Origin of the sequence: Paludisphaera borealis, assembly GCF_001956985.1 — a bacterium.
In the GTDB taxonomy this organism is placed as follows: Bacteria; Planctomycetota; Planctomycetia; order Isosphaerales; family Isosphaeraceae; genus Paludisphaera; species Paludisphaera borealis.
This window is the reverse complement of record NZ_CP019082.1, coordinates 2481145-2504166: the sequence shown is the minus strand read 5'-3', so window position 1 is coordinate 2504166 and position 23022 is coordinate 2481145. Positions and strand designations below refer to the sequence as shown.

26 protein-coding genes, 2 tRNA genes and 2 pseudogenes are annotated in these 23022 nt (G+C 62.1%); 10 read left to right on the top strand and 20 right to left on the bottom strand.

What is annotated here, in order from left to right:
- The 14 genes from BSF38_RS09720 to BSF38_RS09660 form a co-directional block, all read right to left on the bottom strand.
- A complete protein-coding gene (locus BSF38_RS09720; protein WP_076345140.1) occupies positions 1 to 1638 on the bottom strand; it encodes a terminase large subunit in 1638 nt (545 codons plus the stop codon).
- A 2-nt stretch (positions 1639 to 1640) separates the two neighbouring features.
- Entirely contained in the window at positions 1641 to 2141 is a 501-nt protein-coding gene (locus tag BSF38_RS09715; RefSeq protein ID WP_076345138.1) for a P27 family phage terminase small subunit, read from the bottom strand.
- Positions 2116 to 2478: an HNH endonuclease signature motif containing protein gene (locus tag BSF38_RS09710; protein ID WP_076345136.1), complete on the bottom strand. Its 363-nt coding sequence runs from the start codon at positions 2476 to 2478 to the stop codon at positions 2116 to 2118. The genes BSF38_RS09715 and BSF38_RS09710 overlap by 26 nt, the downstream gene beginning before the upstream one ends.
- On the bottom strand, positions 2471 to 2797 hold the full coding sequence (locus BSF38_RS09705; RefSeq protein WP_076345134.1) for a hypothetical protein: 327 nt from the start codon (positions 2795 to 2797) through the stop codon (positions 2471 to 2473). Before BSF38_RS09705 ends, BSF38_RS09710 begins: the two co-directional genes overlap by 8 nt.
- 51 nt (positions 2798 to 2848) lie before the next feature.
- Positions 2849 to 3067 (bottom strand): hypothetical protein, encoded by a 219-nt coding sequence (locus tag BSF38_RS09700; RefSeq protein WP_076345132.1) that lies wholly within the window; start codon positions 3065 to 3067, stop codon positions 2849 to 2851.
- A gap of 207 nt (positions 3068 to 3274) precedes the next feature.
- Positions 3275 to 3520, bottom strand: a complete 246-nt coding sequence (locus BSF38_RS09695; RefSeq protein WP_076345130.1) for a hypothetical protein — start codon at positions 3518 to 3520, stop codon at positions 3275 to 3277.
- Between the two features lie 513 nt (positions 3521 to 4033).
- Entirely contained in the window at positions 4034 to 4507 is a 474-nt protein-coding gene (locus BSF38_RS09690; RefSeq protein ID WP_076345128.1) for a hypothetical protein, read from the bottom strand.
- Positions 4508 to 5223: 716 nt separating this feature from the next.
- Positions 5224 to 5433, bottom strand: a complete 210-nt coding sequence (locus BSF38_RS31650; RefSeq protein WP_210405698.1) for a hypothetical protein — start codon at positions 5431 to 5433, stop codon at positions 5224 to 5226.
- Between the two features lie 306 nt (positions 5434 to 5739).
- The gene (locus BSF38_RS09680) at positions 5740 to 5919 is read right to left on the bottom strand and encodes a hypothetical protein (protein WP_076345124.1); all 180 of its coding nucleotides are present in this window, start codon (positions 5917 to 5919) and stop codon (positions 5740 to 5742) included.
- A gap of 71 nt (positions 5920 to 5990) precedes the next feature.
- Complete coding sequence (locus tag BSF38_RS09675) at positions 5991 to 8072, bottom strand: hypothetical protein (RefSeq protein ID WP_145952048.1); 2082 nt, start codon at positions 8070 to 8072, stop codon at positions 5991 to 5993.
- An 818-nt stretch (positions 8073 to 8890) separates the two neighbouring features.
- Entirely contained in the window at positions 8891 to 9388 is a 498-nt protein-coding gene (locus tag BSF38_RS09670) for a hypothetical protein (protein ID WP_145952047.1), read from the bottom strand.
- 436 nt (positions 9389 to 9824) lie between these two features.
- Entirely contained in the window at positions 9825 to 10454 is a 630-nt protein-coding gene (locus BSF38_RS09665) for a hypothetical protein (RefSeq protein ID WP_145952046.1), read from the bottom strand.
- Between the two features lie 44 nt (positions 10455 to 10498).
- Positions 10499 to 10693 carry a hypothetical protein gene (locus tag BSF38_RS30640; RefSeq protein ID WP_145952045.1) on the bottom strand — a complete coding sequence of 65 codons (195 nt, stop codon included), beginning with the start codon at positions 10691 to 10693 and terminating at the stop codon, positions 10499 to 10501.
- Positions 10694 to 11288: 595 nt separating this feature from the next.
- Positions 11289 to 11651: a hypothetical protein gene (locus BSF38_RS09660; RefSeq protein WP_076345116.1), complete on the bottom strand. Its 363-nt coding sequence runs from the start codon at positions 11649 to 11651 to the stop codon at positions 11289 to 11291.
- 229 nt (positions 11652 to 11880) lie between these two features.
- On the opposite strand from BSF38_RS09660, the gene BSF38_RS09655 reads away from it, so the two are divergent.
- Positions 11881 to 12102, top strand: a complete 222-nt coding sequence (locus BSF38_RS09655) for a hypothetical protein (protein WP_145952044.1) — start codon at positions 11881 to 11883, stop codon at positions 12100 to 12102.
- Complete coding sequence (locus BSF38_RS09650; protein ID WP_076345112.1) at positions 12099 to 12596, top strand: YpsA SLOG family protein; 498 nt, start codon at positions 12099 to 12101, stop codon at positions 12594 to 12596. The genes BSF38_RS09655 and BSF38_RS09650 overlap by 4 nt, the downstream gene beginning before the upstream one ends.
- A gap of 11 nt (positions 12597 to 12607) precedes the next feature.
- Here BSF38_RS09650 and BSF38_RS09645 read toward each other — a convergent pair whose 3' ends face one another.
- Positions 12608 to 12865, bottom strand: a complete 258-nt coding sequence (locus tag BSF38_RS09645) for a hypothetical protein (RefSeq protein ID WP_145952043.1) — start codon at positions 12863 to 12865, stop codon at positions 12608 to 12610.
- Between the two features lie 176 nt (positions 12866 to 13041).
- On the opposite strand from BSF38_RS09645, the gene BSF38_RS09640 reads away from it, so the two are divergent.
- Positions 13042 to 13341: a hypothetical protein gene (locus BSF38_RS09640; RefSeq protein ID WP_076345108.1), complete on the top strand. Its 300-nt coding sequence runs from the start codon at positions 13042 to 13044 to the stop codon at positions 13339 to 13341.
- A 286-nt stretch (positions 13342 to 13627) separates the two neighbouring features.
- Here BSF38_RS09640 and BSF38_RS09635 read toward each other — a convergent pair whose 3' ends face one another.
- Positions 13628 to 13885 (bottom strand): hypothetical protein, encoded by a 258-nt coding sequence (locus BSF38_RS09635; protein ID WP_076345106.1) that lies wholly within the window; start codon positions 13883 to 13885, stop codon positions 13628 to 13630.
- 314 nt (positions 13886 to 14199) lie between these two features.
- Between BSF38_RS09635 and BSF38_RS30335 the strand changes: the two genes are divergently transcribed.
- Together BSF38_RS30335 and BSF38_RS32610 are read left to right on the top strand one after the other, a co-directional pair.
- Positions 14200 to 14418 (top strand): helix-turn-helix transcriptional regulator, encoded by a 219-nt coding sequence (locus BSF38_RS30335; RefSeq protein ID WP_145952042.1) that lies wholly within the window; start codon positions 14200 to 14202, stop codon positions 14416 to 14418.
- Positions 14419 to 14509: 91 nt separating this feature from the next.
- A pseudogene (locus tag BSF38_RS32610) lies at positions 14510 to 15520 on the top strand (tyrosine-type recombinase/integrase); the annotation flags it as partial.
- A gap of 292 nt (positions 15521 to 15812) precedes the next feature.
- On the opposite strand, the gene BSF38_RS09625 reads toward BSF38_RS32610, so the two are convergent.
- Positions 15813 to 15885, bottom strand: a tRNA-Phe gene (locus tag BSF38_RS09625).
- A 262-nt stretch (positions 15886 to 16147) separates the two neighbouring features.
- Between BSF38_RS09625 and BSF38_RS09620 the strand changes: the two genes are divergently transcribed.
- Together BSF38_RS09620 and BSF38_RS09615 are read left to right on the top strand one after the other, a co-directional pair.
- Entirely contained in the window at positions 16148 to 17215 is a 1068-nt protein-coding gene (locus BSF38_RS09620) for a helix-turn-helix transcriptional regulator (RefSeq protein ID WP_076345104.1), read from the top strand.
- A gap of 84 nt (positions 17216 to 17299) precedes the next feature.
- A tRNA-Ile gene (locus tag BSF38_RS09615) sits at positions 17300 to 17373 on the top strand.
- A 193-nt stretch (positions 17374 to 17566) separates the two neighbouring features.
- Here the strand turns inward: BSF38_RS09615 and BSF38_RS31295 are convergent.
- From BSF38_RS31295 to BSF38_RS09600, 3 genes are all read right to left on the bottom strand, one after another.
- Positions 17567 to 18103, bottom strand: coding sequence for a hypothetical protein (locus BSF38_RS31295; RefSeq protein WP_076345102.1), 537 nt, complete (start codon positions 18101 to 18103; stop codon positions 17567 to 17569).
- 109 nt (positions 18104 to 18212) lie between these two features.
- Positions 18213 to 18704 (bottom strand): response regulator transcription factor, encoded by a 492-nt coding sequence (locus BSF38_RS09605; protein ID WP_083712834.1) that lies wholly within the window; start codon positions 18702 to 18704, stop codon positions 18213 to 18215.
- Between the two features lie 288 nt (positions 18705 to 18992).
- A complete protein-coding gene (locus tag BSF38_RS09600; RefSeq protein WP_145952040.1) occupies positions 18993 to 19247 on the bottom strand; it encodes a hypothetical protein in 255 nt (84 codons plus the stop codon).
- A 356-nt stretch (positions 19248 to 19603) separates the two neighbouring features.
- Between BSF38_RS09600 and nuoB the strand changes: the two are divergent.
- The 3 genes and pseudogenes from nuoB to BSF38_RS09590 all read left to right on the top strand — a co-directional run.
- Positions 19604 to 20866 (top strand): annotated as a pseudogene (nuoB, locus tag BSF38_RS32605) (NADH-quinone oxidoreductase subunit NuoB); the annotation flags it as partial.
- Between the two features lie 243 nt (positions 20867 to 21109).
- On the top strand, positions 21110 to 22192 hold the full coding sequence (locus tag BSF38_RS32600; protein ID WP_420819240.1) for an NADH-quinone oxidoreductase subunit D: 1083 nt from the start codon (positions 21110 to 21112) through the stop codon (positions 22190 to 22192).
- A 70-nt stretch (positions 22193 to 22262) separates the two neighbouring features.
- Positions 22263 to 22973: a 4Fe-4S binding protein gene (locus BSF38_RS09590; protein ID WP_076345094.1), complete on the top strand. Its 711-nt coding sequence runs from the start codon at positions 22263 to 22265 to the stop codon at positions 22971 to 22973.
- Positions 22974 to 23022 lie beyond the last annotated feature (49 nt).

Sequence of the window (23022 nt, the reverse complement as noted above, 5' to 3'; positions counted from 1 at the left end):
TTAGGACCAGTAGATTTTGGGGGCGACCGTGATGATTTGCTTGGGCTTGACGCCTGCGTTCGCTATCGCGGCTGCAAGGGCGTTGACCGACGCCGCCATCGGGTCGATCTTTTCGTAGCCGGATGGCTTCCTGAGCATGAAGTTGTTGTTCTTGTCCCGCTCGACTTCGCAGTTCGACGCCGTCCACGTGTAGAGCGGGTTGCCGCCGTGCCGCCACTTGCCTTCGGCGATCAGGCGGTCCAGTTCCTTCGTCGGCTGCGAAAGGCTCTGCATGCCCTGGCGGATCTCCGTGACGGGAACGCCCTTGGCTTGCAGGGCCAAGTTCATCTCGCGGGCATTCCACGGGTCGACGAACAGACTTGAGAACCGATGGCGCTCGAATTCCTCTTCGATGGCGTCTCTGACCATGTCCAGGTCGATGCGAGGCCCGGGGCACAACTCAAGGAAGCCTTGCTCGACCCAAAGCATCAGGGGGATGCCGTACTGAGCCTGCTTCCTTTCCGCTTCGACCCGAGTCATCCACGCGCGAATCTTGATATCGAAACCCGTCGGGACGGACCCGGTGATGATCGAGACGGCGGTCATGTCCCGCAGATCGCTCAAGTCCGTGCCTGCGAAGGAAAGCTCGGCCGACTCCTGAATCGCTTCCGGCGTCCTCGGCGACTCGCACCGATTCCATGTCTCGATGTCGATGAATCGGTTCGTCTTCGTCGTCCAGACGTTCAGGCGGCGTTGCTTCCAGTCGGCGAAGTCCGAAGGCGTGCTCTTGGCGGCTTCGTAGTCGGCCTGGAACCCGGTCAGAGACATGGTGTGGCCGAGGCTGGGGTTGAAGCGGAACCAGGTTTCTTTGCTGTGCGGGTCGACTTCCTCGCCGTCGTTCGGCCCGAATAGAACCGCGCACATGTAGGGGTCGATCAACTCGCCCGACTCGATCTTCCTTGCTCGGCACAGTTGCTCCCACATGACCGATTCGCGGTCGTTGCCCGCCGTCGAGATGACGACCTTGAGCGGCTGTCGCCTCGCGGCGCCGGAGCCTGCGTAGACGTTCCAGGCCTTCCGCCTGTACTTCGTCCAGAGGTGAAGCTCGTCGATCAGAACGGCCGACAGTGAACCGCCTTCCTTGGAGTCCACGTCGCTGGAATGGGTCAGGATCTCGCCCTGGTTCTTCGCGTATCTGATCCTCTTGTGGAACTCGACGCTGTTCAGCCGGGCTTCCAGGAAGGGCGAAGCCTTGATCATCCGATCGGCTTCTTCCCACATCGCGCCCGCTTGCTTCTTGTCGACGGCCGCGAGGGCGATCTTGGGGACCGCTTCATCCTCTCCCATCAATAAGTAAAGGCTCAACGCACTGACAAGCTCGGTCTTGCCGTTCTTTTTGGGCACGAAGATGAACAGCTCGCGATGCCTTCGATAGCCGTCGGCGTCAACCCATCCGAATGCTCGCCATAAGGCTTGCTTCTGCCAATCGAGAAGCAAGAGAGGCTTGCCGCTGAACTCGCCCATCGACTGTTTGCAGATCCGTTCGATGAACTTGACCGGGCGATTGGCCTTCTCGCGGTCGAACCGGAACCCAAGCTTGAGGGCTTCGCGATCCGAGGGCGTGACGATCGGGTTGAAGTTCTCGATTGTGAGCGGCATGTTCAACCAGCCAGGATGTCCTCAAGTTCGTCACGCTGTTCCAGGTCTTCAATCACGGCAGCACGACCGCGATCGACGGGAGTCAGGCCGAGTGACGACGCGAACGACGCGAGCGACCTTTCGGCGCCCGAGAGCGTGCCGAGCAAACCGTTGGCCTTGGTCGCGCCGGTGATCTCGTTGAACACGACGAAGGGATCGTGAATCGCGCCGGTCTTGGGGTCGACCTTGGGTTGGAGAAGTTTGCGGCAACGTACGACAGTAGAGTAAGCCGAGCAGTACGCGACCATGATTCCTTGATCGGCGGGCGAGAGGATCTTGCGATCGGTCAGCATGGCGACCAACCGATCCCATATCTCGCTGGCGTACGGATCGGACGATATGGTCTCGGGCTTGTCCGGCTCGCCGGCTTCGCGGATCGTGGCGAACGGGCCGTAGGTCTTGCCGGCGTTCTGCTTCGCGATCCGTAGTTCGGGCGGGTCAGGTCGTCGGCCGCGTTTGGCCATCGTCGTGCTTCCCTTGATACATTCGCCAGCGGGTGACGGTGCCGTGGTGCATCTTGCAGAGCGGCTGAAGGTTATCGAGGCTGTACTGGTCGCCGCCTTCGGCCAGGTCTTTGACGTGATGGACTTCCACGCTGGGCGAGTGGACGCCATTCTTCAGGCACTCCGGGCACAACGGCTGACGCCTTAACGCCAGTGCTCGGCACTTCTTCCATGCGGCGCTGTTATAGATCTTCTTTCGAGCCTTCCGCCCTTCGGCCGACTCCGTCCGAGGCGGGGGCGGCTTGTGCTGCGGAATGCGGCCGTCGGGTCGGCCGGTGAAGTACGGGATGTCAGGCATCGTCGTTCAGCTTCAGTCGAGCGTTCGCGGCGGCCAGTTCGACGAGCAATTCGGCGACCTTGGACTTCGCGTCGGTCGACTCGTTGCGATAGTCGTCGGCTTCCTTCTCCGCCTTGTCGAGCCGGCGAAGCACGGTCTCGAAACGGCTGTCGCCGGAGCTACGCCAGATCGTCAACAGGAACGCCAAGAAACCCACGGCGGCGCCAGCGGCGACCGGCGCGAAGTCCTCTTGAACCGAGGCATAAACCAGACTCGGGCCGCCCGTGATGGCCGACACGAACAGGGCTTGCCCCGCGCTGACATGTTCCATGAATCGCATGATGGCTTCCCTGACTGCCGACTGACGGCGCGGGCGGAATGAAACGGACAATTACTCGTCGTCGTCGGGACGGAAGCGGGCCAGCTTGCTTCGTGGTGCCTTGTACGCGCTCACCACCGCGATCATCGGGTGACCGGCGGGGAGCTTGTCTTGGATCGTCTGGAGCCACGCGACGACGATCGCGCCGAGCGTCTGCCATTGCTCGGGCGGGATCTTCTGAACGGCGGCGACGAGCACGGCGAACGCAAGCCGGGCGATGGTCGTCCACATGGAGGTCGTCCTTCCGTCGGCGAGAAAACACCCGGACGCGGCAGTTTGTTTACGGCCTTGCGGCCCTGCCGTGCCGGGCGACACCGGGAGAGTGCTTCGAGACGTGAGCCGACGCGCCGAGAGGTTAAGTCCCGACGCGCCGGCCGACCCAGCGATGGTGTATTGGTGGTTGGATTTGAGGCGAGACGTGATCGGCAGGCGGGGTGGTTACAGGATCGCTCCGACCGTTTTCGGCACGTGCCGGGCCAGGAACTCAAGTCGTTCGCCACTTGCTGGGAATAGGAAATCGTTTGTGACACGCGTCTTGGCGAGGTCGTTTCCGTAGGCGTCTTTGACCGTGATGGTGAGGATGCCGTCGTTGTACCCATGCTCGACTTCGAGCGCCGGATAGACGGCTTCCCATTTCTTGAAGATCTTGCCGAGCACGACTTCGGGTCCTTGAACGGCAGTCATCGCTGGGGTCTCGCTGGGATCGGGACAGTAGAGTGAGCCGACGCGCCATTCCTTTGACGCGCCGGCTCCCAGAGAGGGGCTTCGATGTGATTCAGGCAGGTTGCAACTTGGGTCGGTTCTTCGATCCCTTGGGGCGACCGCGTTTCCTGGTGCCGGCCTTCGTCTCCAGAACCGGCTTCGTTACCGGAGCCGGACTCGGCTCGGGTTCACGTCGCGGCAGTTCGCCGGGCTTGATCGTCAGTCGGGGGTCTGATTCGATTCGGTCGCTGCTTCGCTCGCAGCAAGGGCAGAAGTCGCGGCCACTGATTGGGCCGACTCCGGTCCCTTGGCATTGCTCGCATCGAGAACCGCGACTCTCACCCCATCCAAGGCACGCTCTGCAACCGTGCGTATCTCGGCAAGACTGAACAGAGAGGGGCTTCGCGTGGCATTCGAGTAGGGCGAATCGCTCAAGCTCGATCGATCCTTCAGGCCAGTCCATTCGGTGGAATCCCGCCCAGATGTTTTTGCCGTTCATGACGCGGCCTTCGCCTTGGCTTGGGACTTCCGTGGCGCCCCGAGTGCGGTCGCAGCCGATCTGGGGCGGGCGCCCAACATCTTCAGGATCTCGGCTGATTGACCCGTCGTCCCGGCCTTGTCCTGCATCGCGGCGACGAGTTGGTGGAACGTTCGCGGTCTCGACTGAACCACCTCGGCAAGCCGTCGCATGTAGCGATCGCCGGTTTCATCGACGGGCGTCGGGGGCAGGTGCTTGTACCGCCAGTGGACGGTGGATTTCTCGATCCCGAACCAAGCCTCTAGCTGTCGATACGACGCCCCGGCAAGGAACAGGTCGTCCATGAACCTCTGTCGGGCGGCGGCTAGGACTTCCTCTGGGAAGATGAACTCCGCGCTGAGTTCTTCCAGCGTGTCGGCATCGACCTGTTCGCCGTCGTCGCGACCGAGGTGTTCCGATAGTTGAGCCGACTTGCGAATCCACGATGCCATTTCGATGGGTCTCCTATATATAGGGGTACGAACTCGCTGCAAATGAAGACGTGCTAGCGACTTCACGCTTGCATGTCTATTTATGGCAACGAGTTAAAATTTATTTGCGAATTGCTCGAAGTGTCCAACTACGATGAATTATTCGGGTCGCGGGGGCGCCTGGGCGGGCCGAAGGACTCAGAGGGGATGTGCGACGGGAGAGACCTTCGACAAACCAACGGAAGCAACTCAGGTGCCTCCCTCTCCAGGCGCCGCAGCGTGTAGCCAACCGAATTGCCTTGTCGCGATTCGCGGGAGTAATCACGAATCCGTTTTGGCTTTGGTTTTGGCGGATTGTCGGGAAGAGGAATGATGTCGGGATCGGGATCATCCACAACCGTCACATTGTTCCGGTTGTGGTAACGCCCTGATTCATCTCGGTTATTGTGCTGGACTCCACCAGGCGATCCCCTTAGTAGCCCCTCAATCGTGTCGGCTACGGGCGTACCCGAAACCATATGCCGAAGCACATGAAGCGGCGTCTGGCAGCCGTCGGGCCTCTGGGACTCGATGAACTGGCGGAAGTCGGCCGAGTCATTCGCTGGCGTGAAGACGTGATCTAGCGAGAACGCCTATAAGGCGTGCCACGGGCCTCAAGGAACGATCGTGGAGCAAGGTGGATAGGGGGCAGCCGTCCCGCTCCGCGATCGTTCCTAGGTCGCCCTAGCGTGCGGGAGTCAGTTGTCCGAAGGGCCTGGCACGATGAACCCGATGCCGTCGTCGCCGATCTCGTCATCGTCCAGCGACTCGCGGTAGCCTTCGATCACGGACCGGATGATCTTCAGCCAGGTCCGGGGCGAATCGTTGGAGAAGAGTTCCACCTCGGCCTCGAAAGGGCCGTCCAGGACGACTACGAAATCGGACTCGCCGCCGGCGAAGATGCTCATCTCAACGGCTAGATCCCGGGCCTCCCTCTCTACCCGTTTTTGGATGCGCCGAAGCGACTCGATCCCGGTTCGAAGCAGCTCAGCGTTGATGATCTCGGCCGTGACATCGATCTCAAACTGGTCGCTGGAAGCCATTGCTGGATCTCCTACTAGACTAAACTAATGGGAATAGGCAGGATTACGGGTCCGCAATCGGCTCGAAAATGTGCAAGGCACCACGAGCGGTCTTGGCCACCTACATGCATGCACTTTTTAGGCCCCCCTAGGAGCTTTAGGTGCATGCATTGTGCACTCATTGCACTTCGACTAGGTGCAGTCGGCCTGACCGGGTCGCAGCTTGCTGGGCTTGGGCTTCGGTGCGTGGACGAACGGGACCGGGCAAGACTCGTATCGCTCGCGGTCGCGTCGTCGCTTGGGGTTGCGTCCGGCTAGTACATCGATCGCCTTTTGTTTCTGTTTGACGTGCTGGTTCAAGTGGCGGCCCATTGGTGAGGTCTCCGTTGTAGTGAAGGCGGCGGCGCAGGCTGAGCCCCACGCCGCCGATGGAAGCAGCCGACTTAGCCGAAGGTCGTCCAGTCATTCGGGTCGTAAGGTAGACCGGAAGCATTGAGAGACAGGGGAAGAGCGGTAGCTTGCTGGAAAGGTTGGGCTTGATCGCCGCAAGTGGGGGCTGAACGTCCTACAGGTGTCAAGTGGTGAGCATGGTGAGCATGGTGAGCTTCTCCCCCCGCTGGCCCATAGGAAAATACAGGGGAAGAATTCTCGCGCACGATAGAACGCCGGGAGGAGGTCACCATATTCACCATGCTCACCATCTGACTTTCGTCAGAGGGCTCTTCCGGCCTGGTCTTGCCATCTTTAACCTCTGTGAGTCGCCATAGTTTGCTGTGGGCTCGTCCTTCCCGCAGGACCAGTTTGTGACCGCCGACAACCTTGCCTTCGTTCTTTTCCAGTGCGGCGAAGAGTTTCCGCTTGGCGGTCGACCTGGAAGGGAGATCGAGGAACTCTTCGACGAACTCGTAAAGGCTGGGATACATCGGCCCGTCTTCGGGTCGTCCGACGGTCTTGAGTTGCTCGGCCTTGGTCAGCATGTCGGCCGCCGTGAACTCTTGGACGTCCGCGTTGACCTCAAGCAGTCCGTCGAACAGGATCTTGCGGTTGGAGGTAGCTGGTGCACGACTGGCCCCGGCCTTCTGGACGCTGATCGGATCGACGCCCATAACCCAGGCGACGGCCGACGCGACGACGGTGCTCCATTCCTCGAAGCTGCCGAGTTCCTTGGCGAGTTGCGGTCGCCCGGCGACGGCGTGAGCCTTAAGAATCGTCAGTGCGGCCTGAACGTACTTGGCCCGGTTCGCCTTGGCGTGGGCGATCAGTCTGGGGAACACGAAGCCTTCGCGGTCGCATGGGCGCTCGACGTCGGCCTCGATACGGCTGATCAGCGTACGACGCACCGTGTCGTTTCCGAGCGTCATGTTGTTCCCGGTGGCGTACGTGATGGTTCGCCACGGCAACGCGTCCGTCAGCTTGCTGCTGCCGAGAACCCTGGCCTTGTAGGTTATCGAGGTGACCGCGTTGTCCAGCGACGCACAGCCGAACTTGCAGCCCTCTGGCACGTTGTCCCAGAGCGTAAATCGGTCGCCGCTGATCGCGATAGCGGTCAATGTCTTGCGGACCTCGTCATCAACGTCGCGCCCGCCCGGCCACGGGGATCGGGGCATCTCGGTTCCGCTGGCGATGATCGAGATCAGGTCGCACAACTTCGACTTGCCTGTTCCCGCCTCTGGTGCGTCGAAGACGAACGCCGGGCAAGCCTCGGTGATCGCGGGCCGAGCGATCGGAGTCAGTGCCGCCGCCAGCCAGACGGCCCTGTTGGCGTCATCTTTGAACGGGAAGTCGGTGACCAATTCCAGGAGTACATCCTTGGCCCTGATCGCGTCTTCCCGCGTCGGCGCGTCAGGGACCGGGAGGAATTCGGCATTGGGGCTGAAGAACGTCCAGGTCGCCGGATCGTATCCCGGCGTCTCGTGAATCGAGCCGTCGGGCCGGAGAACCGGGGTCTCAACCATCCCTTCGACCTGGGGGATGCCCGCCTTGTGCGGTCTTGAGAACACTTGCTTGACCGACCACCCAGGGGGCAGCTCTTGAGACTGGTGGACTTCGCCCTTCTTGTCGATTCGACTCGTGTGCCAGTAAGCCGACGCGCTCATCCGCTCTTCCAGGGCCGGCAGATCGAGGATGCAGATCCGCTTGAAGCCGTCCGGGGAATCCTTGACGCCGCGCGGCGGGGGCATTTTGGCGACGACCGCGATCTTGCCGCCGATTGTGAAGACGTTGGGGTCTCTGGCGAGAGCCGCGATGGCTTGGTCATTGACCTCGGTTTGCTCGCACGTGATCTCGATCGACGGTCGGCCTTCATTGCCGCGATCGATAGCGAGGATGTCGTCCATAGTCGGGTCGTCCTCGATCTCGCTATTATCCTCGACGATCTCGCGGCGGGCTTCTTCGACCCGCTGAGCCGGAGTCGGCTCGACGGGATGAACGGCCAGCCGCTCCAGTTCGCATCGGCACCATTCCTTGGTTTTGCCTTCCGCGTTGGCGGCTACCAGCCAATCGCAGATGTCGCCCTTCTCGGGCAAGCCGGGCAGCTCGACCGCCTTGACCGACGCGGCGCCTACCTTCGCCAGCAGCTCGACAAGCTTCGCGGCGTACTCGCGTCCCGGAACATCGTTGTCGGGCAAGATTGCGACGTGTCGACCGCGAAGCGGGGACAAATCCGCCTTGCGAGCGACCGTGGCACCACCGGGCGTCGTCGTGGCGACCAGGCCCAGCCCGACCACCGCGTCGGCCGCCTTTTCGCCTTCGACGAAGTAGACCCGATCCGCGTTCATGGCCTCGGGCACCCTGTAGATCGGACGCGGTCCCGGCGGCATGCCCACGTTCCAGCCGCCTTCGACCGGATGGACCTGCGAGTAGCTTTTGCTTCCGTCGGCCAGTTGGAATCGGACGACGATCAAGAGCACGTTTCCGTTCGCGTCGTGGTACGGCCACCGGCCGACAACCTGAACGGTATCGGGATTCCAGTCCGCGTCGCCTTCGGCCTTGCAGGTCCACTTAGCCGCTCGGATGGCTCGATCGGCGGTGGCGTGAATCGTCTTGGCCTTCTTGGCGACGGGGTTCATGCTCATCGTGGTGGTCGTGCTCGGGATGCCGTTGGAGGTGGGACGTGCAGGCGAGATGTTCAAGGCGGCGAGAACGTCGCGGAAGCCGCAACCATCGCTGTGGAAGCAGTGGGTCAGAACCCTTCCGTCGCTCCCACGGGAGACAACCAGGTTCGCCTTGCCGCCCTGATGCACCGGGCATCGCGACGACCATTGATCAGGGCCGGATGGCCGGGGGTTGTACCCCCCGGCTTCCAGTGCAGCGACGACTTCAGCGACGGGATCGAGACGAAAGCTCATAGCGACACCGTCCCTTCCACCGAGACGGCCGGATAGATCGGTGAGTCGAGCCATTCGAGGAACAGCGCGCCCAGCTCCCTCGCGGCGAACTTCGCCGAACTCTCGACAACGCGGACCTCGACCGCGCCGCCGCCGACGGCGGCTCTCGCCTCGAAAACAGCATCAAACGAGGCTTTACAGTTGTGGGGATGAACGATCGCGACGTGCTTGCCGGAAACGTCGCCGTGCTCGCCGTGGGGGCGAGCATCCAGCCCGGCCGTGGTCGCCGTGCTGATCAGGGAGTTGTTGGGCAAAATCCAGATGACCGTCCGCATCGTCGCGTCGGCCGGGTTTGGGGTGGGATGGAATGCGGCGGGGCATTCGTGGCACTGAAGCAAGCGGCCTTCGCGGCAACTGACCTGTTCGATCGCGAGTGCATCGCAGCAGGGGCAACTATCTATCAGAATTTTCTTAGGTTGGGCTTGATAGTCGCCCACATGCGCGGTAAAATCCATTGTTGAGCGCTCTTTCTGCTTTCCAGCATTTACGCGTGCTGGGTGCGGAGCCCGTGCCAAGGGGCTGTCTTTCGCCAGGCCGTCGCTACAGACGTCGGCTTGGAGCGGGGCATATCGCTGATTTGCTTCGGTGGGCAGCTCCTCTCGATCGACTACGAAAGCGACTCAGCCCGTTGGCGCGGGACGGGTCGCTTTCTGCGTGATGGACCAAAAGGACTTGGAATCCATTTGGTTTTCGGCTCTGGTTTCAGTCGCCGGTTTCAGCCCGGCTGCTGCGTTGCTTAGGGCGACGATCTGGCTGCATCCTTAGGCTCGTTCGTCGAGACTAGCAAACCCCTCGCGGATTGTGAACCGTGCCTGAGCCTCGGTTCACTTCGACTGTGTCAAACGGTCCGCGTCTCTGGCCGATCCCACGCATGGTCAATGCTTCGGTCGATCAGAGATACAGCCCGATCCCACGCCCGGCCCGCTTCGCCCTCGCTCGAAGTCGCTTCTTCTGCGACTCGGTCAACTTGTCTACGTCGACAAACTTGGTGACGCCGGCTTCGACCGCCCATCGGTCGATGGACTCCGCGTCGAATCCCCATGATTCCATGATCTCGTCGGCGATAGTTTCGATATCGAATGCGTCCGAAGAAGTCATGTCTTCGCCGATAGCCCACTGGCACACGTGGGCCAACTCGTGGGCGATCAGATCGCAAACCACCGCGTCGGGCATCTTCTCGATTCGACGGCGTGCAAACCGGAGGGAATGCCCTCCACGGTGAGCGTACCCCGCGTCTCCCGGTTTCTTTCCGTCCCACGTGTCGGAGAGTTCGATAGACGGGGAGTAATAGACTGCGAACCTATGCACGTCGTCCGATTTCCAATGCTTCAGGATGCACCGCCGAGCGTAGAGCGGAATCCGCGTCCACGTCTCGCGGAAAAGCCGTGCGAACCGCTCGCCCTTCCCCTTGAAATCTAAGAGGTAGGCACCGTGCCGAGGCATTAGCGGGTAGTAGTGCCCGTTCTTCACGCCGGGACGGAAGCAGTTCGCGATCATCTCGTTCCTCTGTTCGGCGAGCATATCGATCTGATCCTCAAGGTGTTGGATAACCGGTGACTTCTCGATCACTTGGCTTCGGCTGCGATCCGCTCGACGTCGCCCGCGTGAAACTGGACCGGCCTGCCGGGCTTGATCTGGGTTCGGATCTCGCCGAGCAAGGCGAGCCTCATAGCTCTGTTCGATCCCCATCCGGTTCGTCGGATCAATTCGCCGATCCCGATGTGCTCCGCACTGTCCTGATTGATTGATGCGACGGGCATCTCCTACTTCTCCTTCAGTTGGCTTGCAAGCCTTTGCTAAGGTCTAGGTAAATAAAGGATACGGCAACATATTTCCCAGGTAGCGTGTCCGGCGGTCCGGCACGGGCAACCACCTCGTTTTTCTTGCGTCCTCTACAATAAGTAGAAAATCACGTCTTCCGAACATTTTCGACGTGCAGATTTCCGACTTAAAGATCTGCCATTATGCCACTTGAGCCGAATTTGCGAGAGTAGTCTTTTGGTCGGCGGCAGGCCACTTGTTCTGGCTTGTTCGCAAGCCTGGTGCTGCTGCGGCGTCTCGACAGTCGGAATACCCACAATTACGAAGTGCTGCCGCTTCGGCGGAATCTGAGCCAGCGACCGACGGATCGAGCGTCACCCTTATCATAGCGCATGACGTCGGAACTTCGGCTGAAGGGGAGCCAGGACGGCTCGCGGCGGGGTGATTGACGTGCAATGAGCAAGGCCCATTTCTTTCATTGTATCATGCAATCTACCGCTTTGCAAAGCAATTCCTGTTCCATTTCTGAAGATTCGTGATTTTAACGATGTGAGCCCCGGCCGAGCGAACCCGACCGGGGCGGCGGTGGTCCCGTCAGTCGTCTTCGCCGAACCCTTCGTCGTCGCCGAATTCATCAACATCGAGTTCATCGTCTTCGACGTCATCGAGGTAGGTGACCGAACTCGCGGGACTGAGGGCGAGCAGCATGCTGCCCGCCTCCACCTGATGCCACTGTTCGATGTGCGGTTGACGCTGGACGGCTTTGCCCCAGCACTTCGCCGGCATCTTGAAGAGGTCGCGTTGCCACATCACGTCGCCGTCGACGCCCCGAAACCGGATGATCTCCGGGGACGTGATGGCCTTGATGTCCGCTTCGAGTTCGTTGGCCCGGCCCTGCCAGTATTCGGCCTGGGCCTTCCAGTAGTCCGCGTCCTTGACCTCGTCGATGTTCGCCATAGGTCCGGTCCTTTCTTTGGCTGATTGCTCGTTTGGCTGGATCGCTGTTGCGACCCGACATTGGTAGTCTAGTAACCAAAATACCTAAGTCAATGGGTCGGCGAAAAATTATCGCGTTCTTGATTCCTAGATGACCGTCGCATATTATCACTACGGTGGAAAGCGAGACCGGATTGCCGTAATCTGAAAGGATGGTGTTGGAGTGGTGGCCGCGACATTGGAGAGAGCGATGGCGGAATCCAAGCGAGCTGGTCGCCCGCGAAGCGATAGAGACGACGTTCCGGTGAAGCTCGACCGACGGCTAGTTGATCAAGCCCGCGTCGTCGCGGCTTTCAGAAAGACCACTTTGGTCGAGATGTTAAGCGACATGCTCAAAGTCCCGGTCGAGCGGGCGCACCAGCAGATGGTGAAGGAACTCAACCGCGACGCCGATGGGGCGGGGCCGAAGTGAACCTGCGCGTGATCTCCGGCGGCCAGGAAGGCGTCGACGCCTCCGCCCTGCGCGTGGCGAAGCGACTGGGTCTGGAGACGGGCGGGACCATGCCGTTGGGGTGGCTGACCGAAGCAGGCCCACGCCCCGAGTACGCCGATCTATACGGCATGGTCGAGTGCCAGGAGCCAGGCTACCCGGCGCGGACCAAGGCCAATGCTAAATCCGGGCACGTGACACTTTGGCTAGGGCCGACGGGATCGACCGGTTACCGTTGTACGCGGGATGCCTGCAAGCGGCTCGGCAAGCCATTCATCGAGATCACGGATTTGTCGCCGGAGTCGGCCTTCGCCGCCGCCACGATCGTCGCGGGCAGGCTTCTGTTTCAGCACGATCCGGTAATCGTGAACGCGGCTGGTTCAAGGGCGTCGAAGGCGCCGGGGATTTCGGAGCAGGCGGAAGCGTTCCTGATCAAGTTTCTCCCCGCGCTGGCATCGAGCCGACTGCTGGGGTAGGCCTCAACCGATCAATCGCGATAGTCGGCCGTTAGCCGGCCCTCGACGACCTCCTCGTCACCTCGCGGGTCCGGCTCGTACACACTCTTGCGGTCGACTGTGAACTCGATGATCCGACCGTCGGCCGCCGTCAGCCGATGCCGCTCGCCCATCCAGGCTTCGCCTTTGGTGCACGCGAACGAAATTCGAGCCCGGTCGATCGTCGCTTCGATCTCTTCGGCGACCCACACGCCGTCTCGCTCAAGCCGCCCCGCTACATGCCGCGTCATTGGCAAGCCTCCCCGATTTGCTCGACAGCCAGGACGATGACCCGGGGAAGTATATCCCACGGGCAGGGACGCTTCTGGCCGAGATCTTCGAGTCGCTGGCATCAGGCCTTCTGTTGGGGTAGGCTCTGGCGTGGCGTGTTGGTGGGAAGGATGGGAGAAGGGGAGAGGAGAGAAAGATGGGCGATGAACAGCGAATGACCATGACTATCGAGATCGGCCCCGCCGATACCCCTGGCGAACTTGATCCTTACATCAAGGGCGATGCCTTCGCAGCGATGCTGAAGGCCGCCTTCCAGACGCTCACGGCCGACAGGCTTTACCCTGGATCAGATTCCGCATTCACCGGGCGTTTCGGCGACACGGAAGTTCTGGTCAACGCAACAAAAATGGGGAAAGGCATCGCCGGGCCTTACCCAACGACATTCAAAGTTCGCCTTGAAGCGACGCTGACACGAAGCACAATCGCGGAGGACTGACGCCCATCATCTCAGCGGCTTCTTTTCGAGAGTTCGGTTCCGTGTTGCAACTAGTTGCAACACGGGGATCGCCCTGCTCCTTGCCACGCTTGAGACCGGATATCCGACTCTCGTGGTACTCAATCTCTAGACGCTTTTTAACATCAACAGCTATAGCCGCACGTTGCCCTGGCTTTAGGCTTCTGCGGTGAAGGTTGCGGCTCACAACGTACGCCAATGGCGAGCCGCATTGACCTTCATATTCCTCGAAGTACACATCGCAATCCAGGACCTGGCTAGCCTTGCTTCAAATCGGCTGAGCTTCCATCGAATGGACCAGAATTTCGCCGTTAGATGCTTTGGGGTCCGCGATTCGATAGTGGCCAACCGAGATCCACTCGACCCTTCGATCGTCAGACTCGTCTTTCATTCGCAATTCGACCGGACCCTTAATGTGCGGCTCAAAAGTTGTGCCCCCGAACTGCTTGGATCGCAGCAGGTACTCGTTGCCTTCGCTGTCTTCAGTTCGTATGTCGGACTCATGACCGAATTCCATGTAAATCATGCTTCACCTCCAGCAGCACCAACGCTCCAATATACGAGTCGCCCGCACCGATGATTCTCTGGCACGCGAACCCGCCGGTCAAGGTGCTGGCCGTCATGATTGCATTTCGGAAATTTATCTGCCTTCTTGACAGAAAACCCATCCAAGCGTCTGCGATGGGTCTTGACGGCGGCCGACGCAACTCGTCATAGTGAGTGCGTTGATGCCGCAATCCGAGTCGGATGCAAGCAAGCCACGAGGGGGACGCCTAGCGGAGCACCATTTACGACGCCGATCAGAGCGCCGACAATGCATCCTGAACGGAGTTCCGCCGCATGGCGCCCCGTGATTCTTCGCCTTGTGTCATTGAACCGCTGATGACGATCGTGGACCTCGCCCGGACTCTCGCGTGCAGCCGCCGCGTGGTCGAGCGTATGCGCGCCGCCGGCAAGATCCCCCAGCCTGATATCAAGGTCGGCAAGATGCCGAGATGGCGCCCAGAGACGATCCGCACCTGGATCGAAAAGGGGGCGAGCTGTGGCCAGTCTGCGTAAGCGGGGGAAGTCCTGGTACTATCGATTCGTCGACGCCGAGGGCCTCAAGGTCGAGCGCAAAGGCTGCGCCGACAAGCGAGCCACCCAGGAAATGGCGAATGCAGCCGAGTCCGAGGCGGCGAAGATCCGGTCAGGCTTGGTCGACGTCCGCGACTTGGCTCGGCGGGAACATGCGGCTCGCCCGATCGCCGAACACGTCGCGGCTTGGGCCGCGTCCCTGGAGGCGAAAGGATCGACGGCCCAGCACGTCGCATTATCCGCGAACCGCGTCCGCGTCCTGATTGCGATCTCCCTTGGCGCGGCCCCGTCCGAAGTCGAACGCCCTCGCAAGGCGAAGCGATGCGAGATCCCCATCCACGAAGCGAAGCTGGCCGACTGGCTGGCCACGGGTCGTCTCGCATGCCTAACGACCGACCGTGTTCAATCCGCCCTGGCTACGCTCCGCTCAGAAGGGATGTCGCTCGGATCGGTCAACCATCACAAGACCGCCATCCGATCGTTCACCAAATGGGCTTGGAAGTCCGGCCGTTTCGCATCCGACCCGCTCACCGGGCTGACCGGTTACAACGCGAAAGAAGACCGTCGCCACGATCGGCGAACCATCGGGGTCGACGACCTACGGCGACTCATCGAGGCCGCCCACAACGGCCCCACTTGGCGGAAGATGTCCGGCCCGAGTCGAGCGTTGCTCTATCGGCTGGCGATCGCCACCGGCCTGAGATACGGCGAGATCCAAAGCATCACGCCGGAATCCTTCGACTGGACGGCCGATCCGGCCGCCGTGACCGTCCAGGCCGCTTACACGAAGAACGGCACTGCCGCGACGTTGACCCTCGCTCGCGACCTTGCGGACGACCTTCGCCACTTCGTCGCCCTCGTCGCCTCTGGCGAGCCCGTCTTCCCGCTGACAGACGATCGGGGGGCGACGATGCTCCAATGCGACCTGGAGCGGGCTGGCATCCCCTATCGAGACAGCGGGGGATTGGTGTTCGACTTCCACTCGCTCCGATGTCAGACCGCGACCTTGCTCGACGCCGCCGGGGTGTCGCCCCGCGTCGCCCAGAGGATCATGCGTCACAGCACGCCGGGGCTGACCGACCGCTATACGAAGCCCCGAGCCGTGGACATGGAGCGGGCCGCCCTGTCGCTGCCTTCGCTCCGATCGGATTCCGATCGCCCTCAAGCAAGCATTCTGGCCGCAACGGGAACGGACGTTCAACCCGTAAACAATCCCCGTGCCCACTATCTGCCCACCGCAGGGGACGGTTTGGGGCGCAAGGAGCCGGACGCCGACGCAACGGCTGCCTTGTTTGTTCAGCCGGCCGAGAAGCCTAAGCCGTGTGAGATACGGGACTTGACGGCTTCTGTCGGCCAGAGTCAGGGGAAAGAGGGAATGGGCAGAGGGAGAGTTGAACTCCCGACACACGGATTTTCAGTCCGTTGCTCTACCAACTGAGCTATCTGCCCGTCGCAATGAGGGTTCTACAATAGGGTGAAAGCCGGGTCGTTGTCAACATCAGGGACCGAAAAGCGTCGGAGACGGCGTTGAAGAGGTTGGGATGCGCCGGTCGTGTCGTCTGCGCTGATTCGAGTGGCCGGAAACGACGTCGCCTCTCGGCCTGGGTTTTAGTGTTCACCAGTTCTCATTGCGACTCGTGGCGCACTAGACTTTTTGGAGGTGGACGCACGAAAGCAAAGAGCAACGACGCTCGGAACACGGCAAGCGATCATGAATCACCATACACCCGTCAACCAGGCGATCCCACCGCCACAGCCGCCGTCGACGAACGCCGCGACCGGAAACTACCCGCTGGCGCGGCTCCTCCAACTCGTCATGCTTCTGCAAACGGAACGGTGCCCCAACGCCCGGCAGCTCGCCGAGGCATGCGAGGTGAGCCGCCGGACGATTTACCGCGACTTCTCGACGCTGGGAGCGGCCGGCATCGCTGTCCATTACGTCCCCGACCGCCAGGGTTACCAGCTCGCCAGGAACGTCTTCCTTCAGCCGACGCGGCTCCAGGAGAAGGAGGCGCTCGCGCTGCTGTTGATCAGCCGGTGCTGGGAAGGTGCCGGCACCGTCGGGCTCTTGCGCCAGGCCCGGATCGCCGTCGACAAGGTGCTTCAGGGTCTTCCCCAGGAGTTGCGAGCGAGCATCAATCATTGCTCGGAATTACTCCCCGAGGTTCCTGAGGTCGAGGAACTCCCCGGTAACGGTCACATCCTCTTCGACGGTGTTCTCGCCGCCATGACCTGTCGCCGGCAAATCCGGCTCTGGTATCGTGAGCAGGGGCGGGCGGAGGCCGAAGTCGAGACGACGAAGATGAGTCTCTACCGCCTCCCGCGAATTCAAGGGCAGTGGGCCCTGGTGGGGCGATCGAGCGTTCACCGCGGCGTCGTGATGGTGCCGTTCCCCTGGATCGAGAAAATCGAGCCGACGACGGATTCCTACACCCTGCCGCCTCGGTTTCAGCTCAAGCGGTTCCTCGACCCGTCACACGGGCGACGGCGGCGCGCGGGGGCCTCCCCCGAGATCGTCTTGAGGCTCCGGGGCGGCCTTTCGCGTCGAATCGACGATCTGCCGTGGAAAGGCCGTCGACGGATGATCTCGTTGGGTCGCGACGTCGCCGAACTGGCGGTGGAGGTCGATTCTCTCGAAGATCTCGCGTCGGTCGTTCTGTCGTTCGGCGACGAGATGGAGGTGATCGGCCCGGACGCACTGCGGGAAGCGGTCGGCGGCCTGGCGGCGCGGATTGCCCGACGCTATCAGAACGCCGAAACGCCCCCCCCGCGAAAATGAATTTCGACGTTTTGGCCCCTTCCGGGGGAGTCGGTGGTTGACTCGTGGGTGCATTCGACTAAGATAAGACTCGTCGCTTGCAAAGGGCGCATAGCTCAGTTGGCTAGAGCGTACCCCTGATAAGGGTAAGGTCCCAGGTTCGAATCCTGGTGCGCCCACTTTGCACTCCCGCTCGGCAAGTCCGAGTGTTGACGACCATTCCGGTGGGCATCCGCCGGTCGAATCGTCTTTTCTCGAGGACGACCAACAAGAAAGCCCCAGCTTCCTAGTGAAGCTGGGGCTTTCTTGTTGGAATTCAGGTCTCGACCGTCCGCGAGGGGAGGGACGGTCGAGACTTATTATTCGTCGTTTTTATTCGTCGTCGTCATCGACGTCGTCTTCCGGTTCGGAGTCGGCGTCGTTGTCGTCCTCGTCGTCGTCGTCTTCCAGGTCGTCGACGATGGGTTCGGCGAGCTTCGCTTTCGCGGCGGCCTTGGTTTTCGACGGGGCGACTTCGGCTCGCGGGATGGTGGCGCCGATGCCTGGGGCGTCCTCGGGCATGGCCTCCTTGGTGCGCTGGACGAAGTGCGTGCCCTTGCCTTTGGCCGTCATCTCGGCGGCTTTGGCTTCCGCCGCCTCTTTCTGGGCGTAGTCGAAGGTCGCGATCGGCTTGTAGGCGTCGTTGAGCACGACCCAGACGATCCGCATGCGAGCCGCGGGCTTCGGCGCCCGGGTCGACTTGGCTTTGGTTTTCGCCGGAGCCTTGGCCTTCTTCTTCGGGCGGACCGCGACCTCCTCGTCATCGACGTCCTCGACAACGTCTTCGGTTTCGTCCTCCATCGGGTCCAGAGGCTCAGCGGCCTCGCTCTGACGTCGGAGTTCCAGTCGATTCCGCGGTTTCCCAGCCATGAAACCGTCCCTCGCATATCGCAAAAAGAAGCGTGAAGGCGATGCCTTGTATCAGCGCTCGCCGGCGTCTCGATAGGATTTCGCGCCGGCGGCGTACGAACCGGTCATCCTAATCGAATACGTGGGCTTCGGACAAGGCGTGGACCGAACGCGACGCGGCTTGCCGCGGGTCGTTCCGCCAGGTTTTGGGATCGTGATCGCGGTCGCTCGCCGCGCACGATCCGGTGTCGGTCAGCATCGTTCGAATCCGTGTCAGCAATTCGAGGGGGTGGTAGGGCTTCCCCAGCGATTCGGTGACGCCGAGCGCCTCGAGCGCCGCGATGTGCGAATCGAGAATCGCAGCGCTGCAGACCAGGAACGGCTGCTCGGGATGGATCTCCTTGATCCGCCGGCAGGCTTCGACGCCCGAAAGCACGGGCAGATTGAGATCGAGCAGGACAAGGTCGAAAGGGCCCCCGTCTTCGTAGGCCTCGACCGCCGCCAGGCCGTCCTCGGCGGCGACGACTTCAAAGTTCTCGAGCACCAGGAACTGGCTTACGAGGCCTCTGAGGACCGTCTCGTCCTCGACCAACAGCAAGCGTCCCACTGGGTTCACGCCCATCGTTTCCCTCCGGGCCGACTTGTTTCCATCGCATGGAACCTGACCGCCGGGCGAAATTTCGGCGAGCGGGAAATGCACGATCTCAGGTGTCGAGCGGAGGGGGAGGCACCTCACCGCGGCCTGCGAGAGCAACCCGGCGCGTGGCAGCCGACGTGATCCAGGTCGGGGCTGGATCGGGCGTCACTCTAGTCGAACAAGACTTCGGCGGCCATGCCGAAATAGCCCAGGCGCGCGAGGCCGCGGCGACGTTCCGTCGGCGCGTCGGGCCGGTTCCGTCGCAACCCGCGGTCAGGCCAGGGGAAGGGGTTGCGAGGGCGAGGGGGGGGACAGCCGCCGAGGCAGCGGCGATTTCGGGGCGTCCGCTCGATCGACCCCCAGATTCTGGCAGAGAAGGGCGATCACGACGTGCTTGGTCACGTTCAGGCCGAGGATTCCCCACAACGCGCCCAGCCGGAACAGCCAGATGTTCAAGGCGATGCAGGCCACGAAGATGAGCAAGGCGCTGATCGTGAATCGAAACCTGGACTTTGCCATATCCATCATTATGGACGCATCCCCCTCACGCGGAAAGGGCCGAATCGCCGTGCGCGGGGCGATCGTCGGTTGCCGGCTCGCCCCGCCCGCGCGATCGCCGGGCCGGTCTCGGGCGGGACGCGACGGGTCGCAAGTCGAGGTTTTTTCCGGGTTTTCGACGCTCGCCGAGACGGTGACGGTGCCCCCTGGCGGAACGATCACGGTCGGTTTACCATGTCAATGCGAATCAAGAATCAGGTTCTCGATCACGACGAGAAACAAGCTCCGGCGAATCGTCGCACCGTGCGAACCGCGACGCGTCCGCTCCCATCGGATTTCCGCCCCCGAGAGGGCACTCGACTGGCCCAGTTGGCGACACTCCCACCATGGCGAATGAGACGATTGTCCGACCGGAATGGAGCACGAACATCGATCCCGTGCTCCAGAAGGAGCTGGAACGATACGTGTTGGTCACCACCTGGGATGAGCTGCTCGGGATGGTCGACACGGTTTACAACTGGGGACGCCGATCGAGCCTGTGGCCGCTCGGGTTCGGCCTGGCCTGCTGTGCGATCGAGATGATCTGCACGGCGTCGAGCCGGTTCGACATCGCGCGGTTCGGAGCCGAGGTGTTTCGCGGCTCGCCCCGGCAAGCCGATTTGATGATCGTTTCGGGGACGGTCACCAAGACGATGATGCCAATGATCGCCCGGCTCTACGACCAGATGCCCGAGCCCAAATACGTGATGTCGATGGGTGCCTGCGCCTCGGGCGGCGGCCCGTTCAAAGAGGGGTACAACGTCGTCTCCGGCATCGACAAGTACCTTCCCGTCGACGTCTACGTTCCGGGCTGCCCCCCCACTCCGCAGGCCCTGCTCAACGGCCTGATCATGCTTCAGAAGAAGATCGACGGCGAGAAGATCCGTCACGCGCCTTGGTATCGGGCCGAAGTCGAGCGCGACATCCCGATCCCCGTGCTCGGCCCGGACCTCGTGGACCTTCGGACCGTCGAACTCGCCGCCGAACGCACGGCCCAGGGACTCGTCGAGAAGCGCGAGGAAGGGTTGATCAAGCCGACCCTGATCCCCGCCCCGCAGCCCGAGATCGAGGCCGGCGACGAAGCGGCGGGCCCGTCGGTCGACGGCGCCGCGGCCAAGCCGGCCCCCGCGCCCAAGGCCGCGAAGAAGGTGAAGCGGGCCGAGGTCCGGCCCAGCCTCGTCTGGCTCGGCGACGAGCGGCTCAAGGAGCTGGCCGACCGCCTGAACAAAGAGGTGGGCGCCGGGACGGCCGAGATTGTCCACGCGGGCCTCTTGATCCCGGCCGAGAAGCTGGTTCCCGCCTGCCAGTACCTCCGCGACCGCAACCCGATCAAGTACGACTATCTCGTCAGTCTCCAGAGCGTCCACTACGAAGACTGCATCGAGGTGAACTATCAGCTCGACAGCACGACTTCCCCCGGGACGCTGATCGTGCTTCGGGTCCGCGTCGCCGAGAAGGAAGGGGAGGGCGAGTTGCCGTCGCTCTACCACGTCTACCGCGGCGCCGACCTGCAAGAGCGCGAAGTGTATGACATGATGGGAGTCCGATTCACCGGACATCCCGAGCTGTCGCGGATCTTGATGTGGGACGGATACGCATATTATCCCCTTCGCAAAGACTTCCTCGAACCCTACTACGAAGCGCCCGCCAAGGTGTTCCCCAGCCGGGTCGACGAAGGTCTGGGCCAGCATTTCCGCGCCGAGGAATTCGCCTCGCACGGGACCAACGTCAAGTTCCCCAAAGGCTTCAAGGACTGGGCGAGCCTGTCGAGCGCGTCGGACCCCAAGGGGGCGAACCTCCTGCCGGCGGGCGTCGATGTGGAGGAGCTTGGCACCGATCAGTTCATCGTCAGCATGGGGCCGCAGCATCCCAGCACCCACGGGGTGTTCCGGATGAACATCCGGGTCGACGGCGAGACGATCGTCGGCCTCAAGCCGGTCATGGGCTACATGCACCGGAATCATGAGAAGATCGGCGAGCGAAACACGTTCTTGATGAATTTCCCGTTCACCGATCGGCTCGACTACCTGACGAGCATGGGGAACAACTTCGGCTACGCCCTGGCCGTCGAGCAGCTCATGGGCGACGACGCCAAGCCCCCCGAGCGGGCCGAGTACATCCGGGTGATCATGGCCGAGCTGACCCGGATCGCCAGCCACATGTGGTCGATCGGCTTCCTGCTCAACGACCTGGGCGCGTTCTTCACCCCCGCGCTCTACGCCATCGAGGAGCGGGAGCTGATCCTCGACCTCTTCGAGTGGGCCGCGGGCAGTCGGATGATGTGCAACTACTTCCGGTTCGGCGGCGTCGCCTTCGACCTGCCGAAGGGCTGGATCGAGCGCTGCCGGGGGATCGTCAACGACCGGCTCGACAAGCGGATCGACGAGCTGGACCGCTACCTCTCGGAGAACGAGATCCTCCTCGATCGCTCCAAGGGGGTCGGCGTGTTGACGCCGGAGCAGGCGATCAACTTCTCGACCGCGGGTCCCGTGCTCCGGGCCTCGAACGTCGCCTACGACATCCGCCGCGCCGCGCCCTACAGCATCTACGACCGCTTCGACTTCTCCGTGATCACCGGCAAGAACGGCGACCTTTACGACCGGTATTACGTCCGCCTCCTGGAGATGCGCGAGAGCGTCCGGATTCTCAAGCAGGCGGTCCGCGACATCCCCGACGGGCCGATCCTCCCGGGCAAAAAGAGCTATCAGATCAAGGTGCCCGCCGGCGAAGCCTATGCGCGGGTCGAGAATCCCAAGGGGGAACTCGGCTACTACGTCGTCGCCGACGGGTCGCCGACGGCCTACCGCTACCACGTTCGCAGCCCGAGCTTCATCAACCTGACGGCGCTCGAGCAGATGTGCATGGGCCACACGATCGCCGACGTCGTCGGCATCCTGGGAAGCCTCGACATCGTGCTCGGCGAAGTGGATCGCTGATCGAGAGACGAACGAGGGGCGGACAGCCCCTCGCCTTGCATTTCGGACAAGAAATCGAGAGGGACGGCGCATGGGAATGGGTCAAGGAGTCATACGAGGGCACCTGATCACACTCAGGCGGTTCTTGCTGACGTTCTGGCGCGACGCCCGCACCGGCGGCGCGTTCAAGCGACGGGGCGGCGGCCACCAGGTGCTCGATTTCTTCCGCAAGCCGGGTCGCGGCAACGAACCGACGGTCCTCCAGGATTCGAAGACGGACGGCCTGTTCACCGTCGAATACCCCGACGAACGGCTGCCGGTTTACGAGCGGTTCCGCGTCTTGCCGGTGCTGGTCTACGACACCGAGGACGGCAACGTCCGGTGCACGAGCTGCAACATCTGCGCCAAGGTGTGCCCGCCGCAGTGCATCTGGATGACACAGGCCAAGAGCCCGAAGGGAACGGTCGTCCCGCTGCCCGAAGACTTCTACATCGACATGGACGTCTGCATGAACTGCGGTCTATGCTCGGAGTACTGTCCGTTCGACGCCATCAAGATGGATCAGAATTTCGAGCTGTCGAACTACGAGCGGCATCAGACCCATATTTACAGCCTCCAGGACTTGCTGGTTTCGAGCGAGTATTACTCCAAGACGCATCCCGACGCGTGGCAGAGCAGCGAAGAGACGGTCGAGCGCGGGAAGGTCGCCAAGAAGAAGGATCAGCGGCTCCAGAAGGCCCTCGGGGCGACCAAGCCGGCCCCGGCGGCGGCGAAGCCCGCGGCCCAGCCGGCGAAGGTCTGACCGGGACGCGACGGCCCTCGAGGAGGGGCTTGCCGCGACCATCACGCAC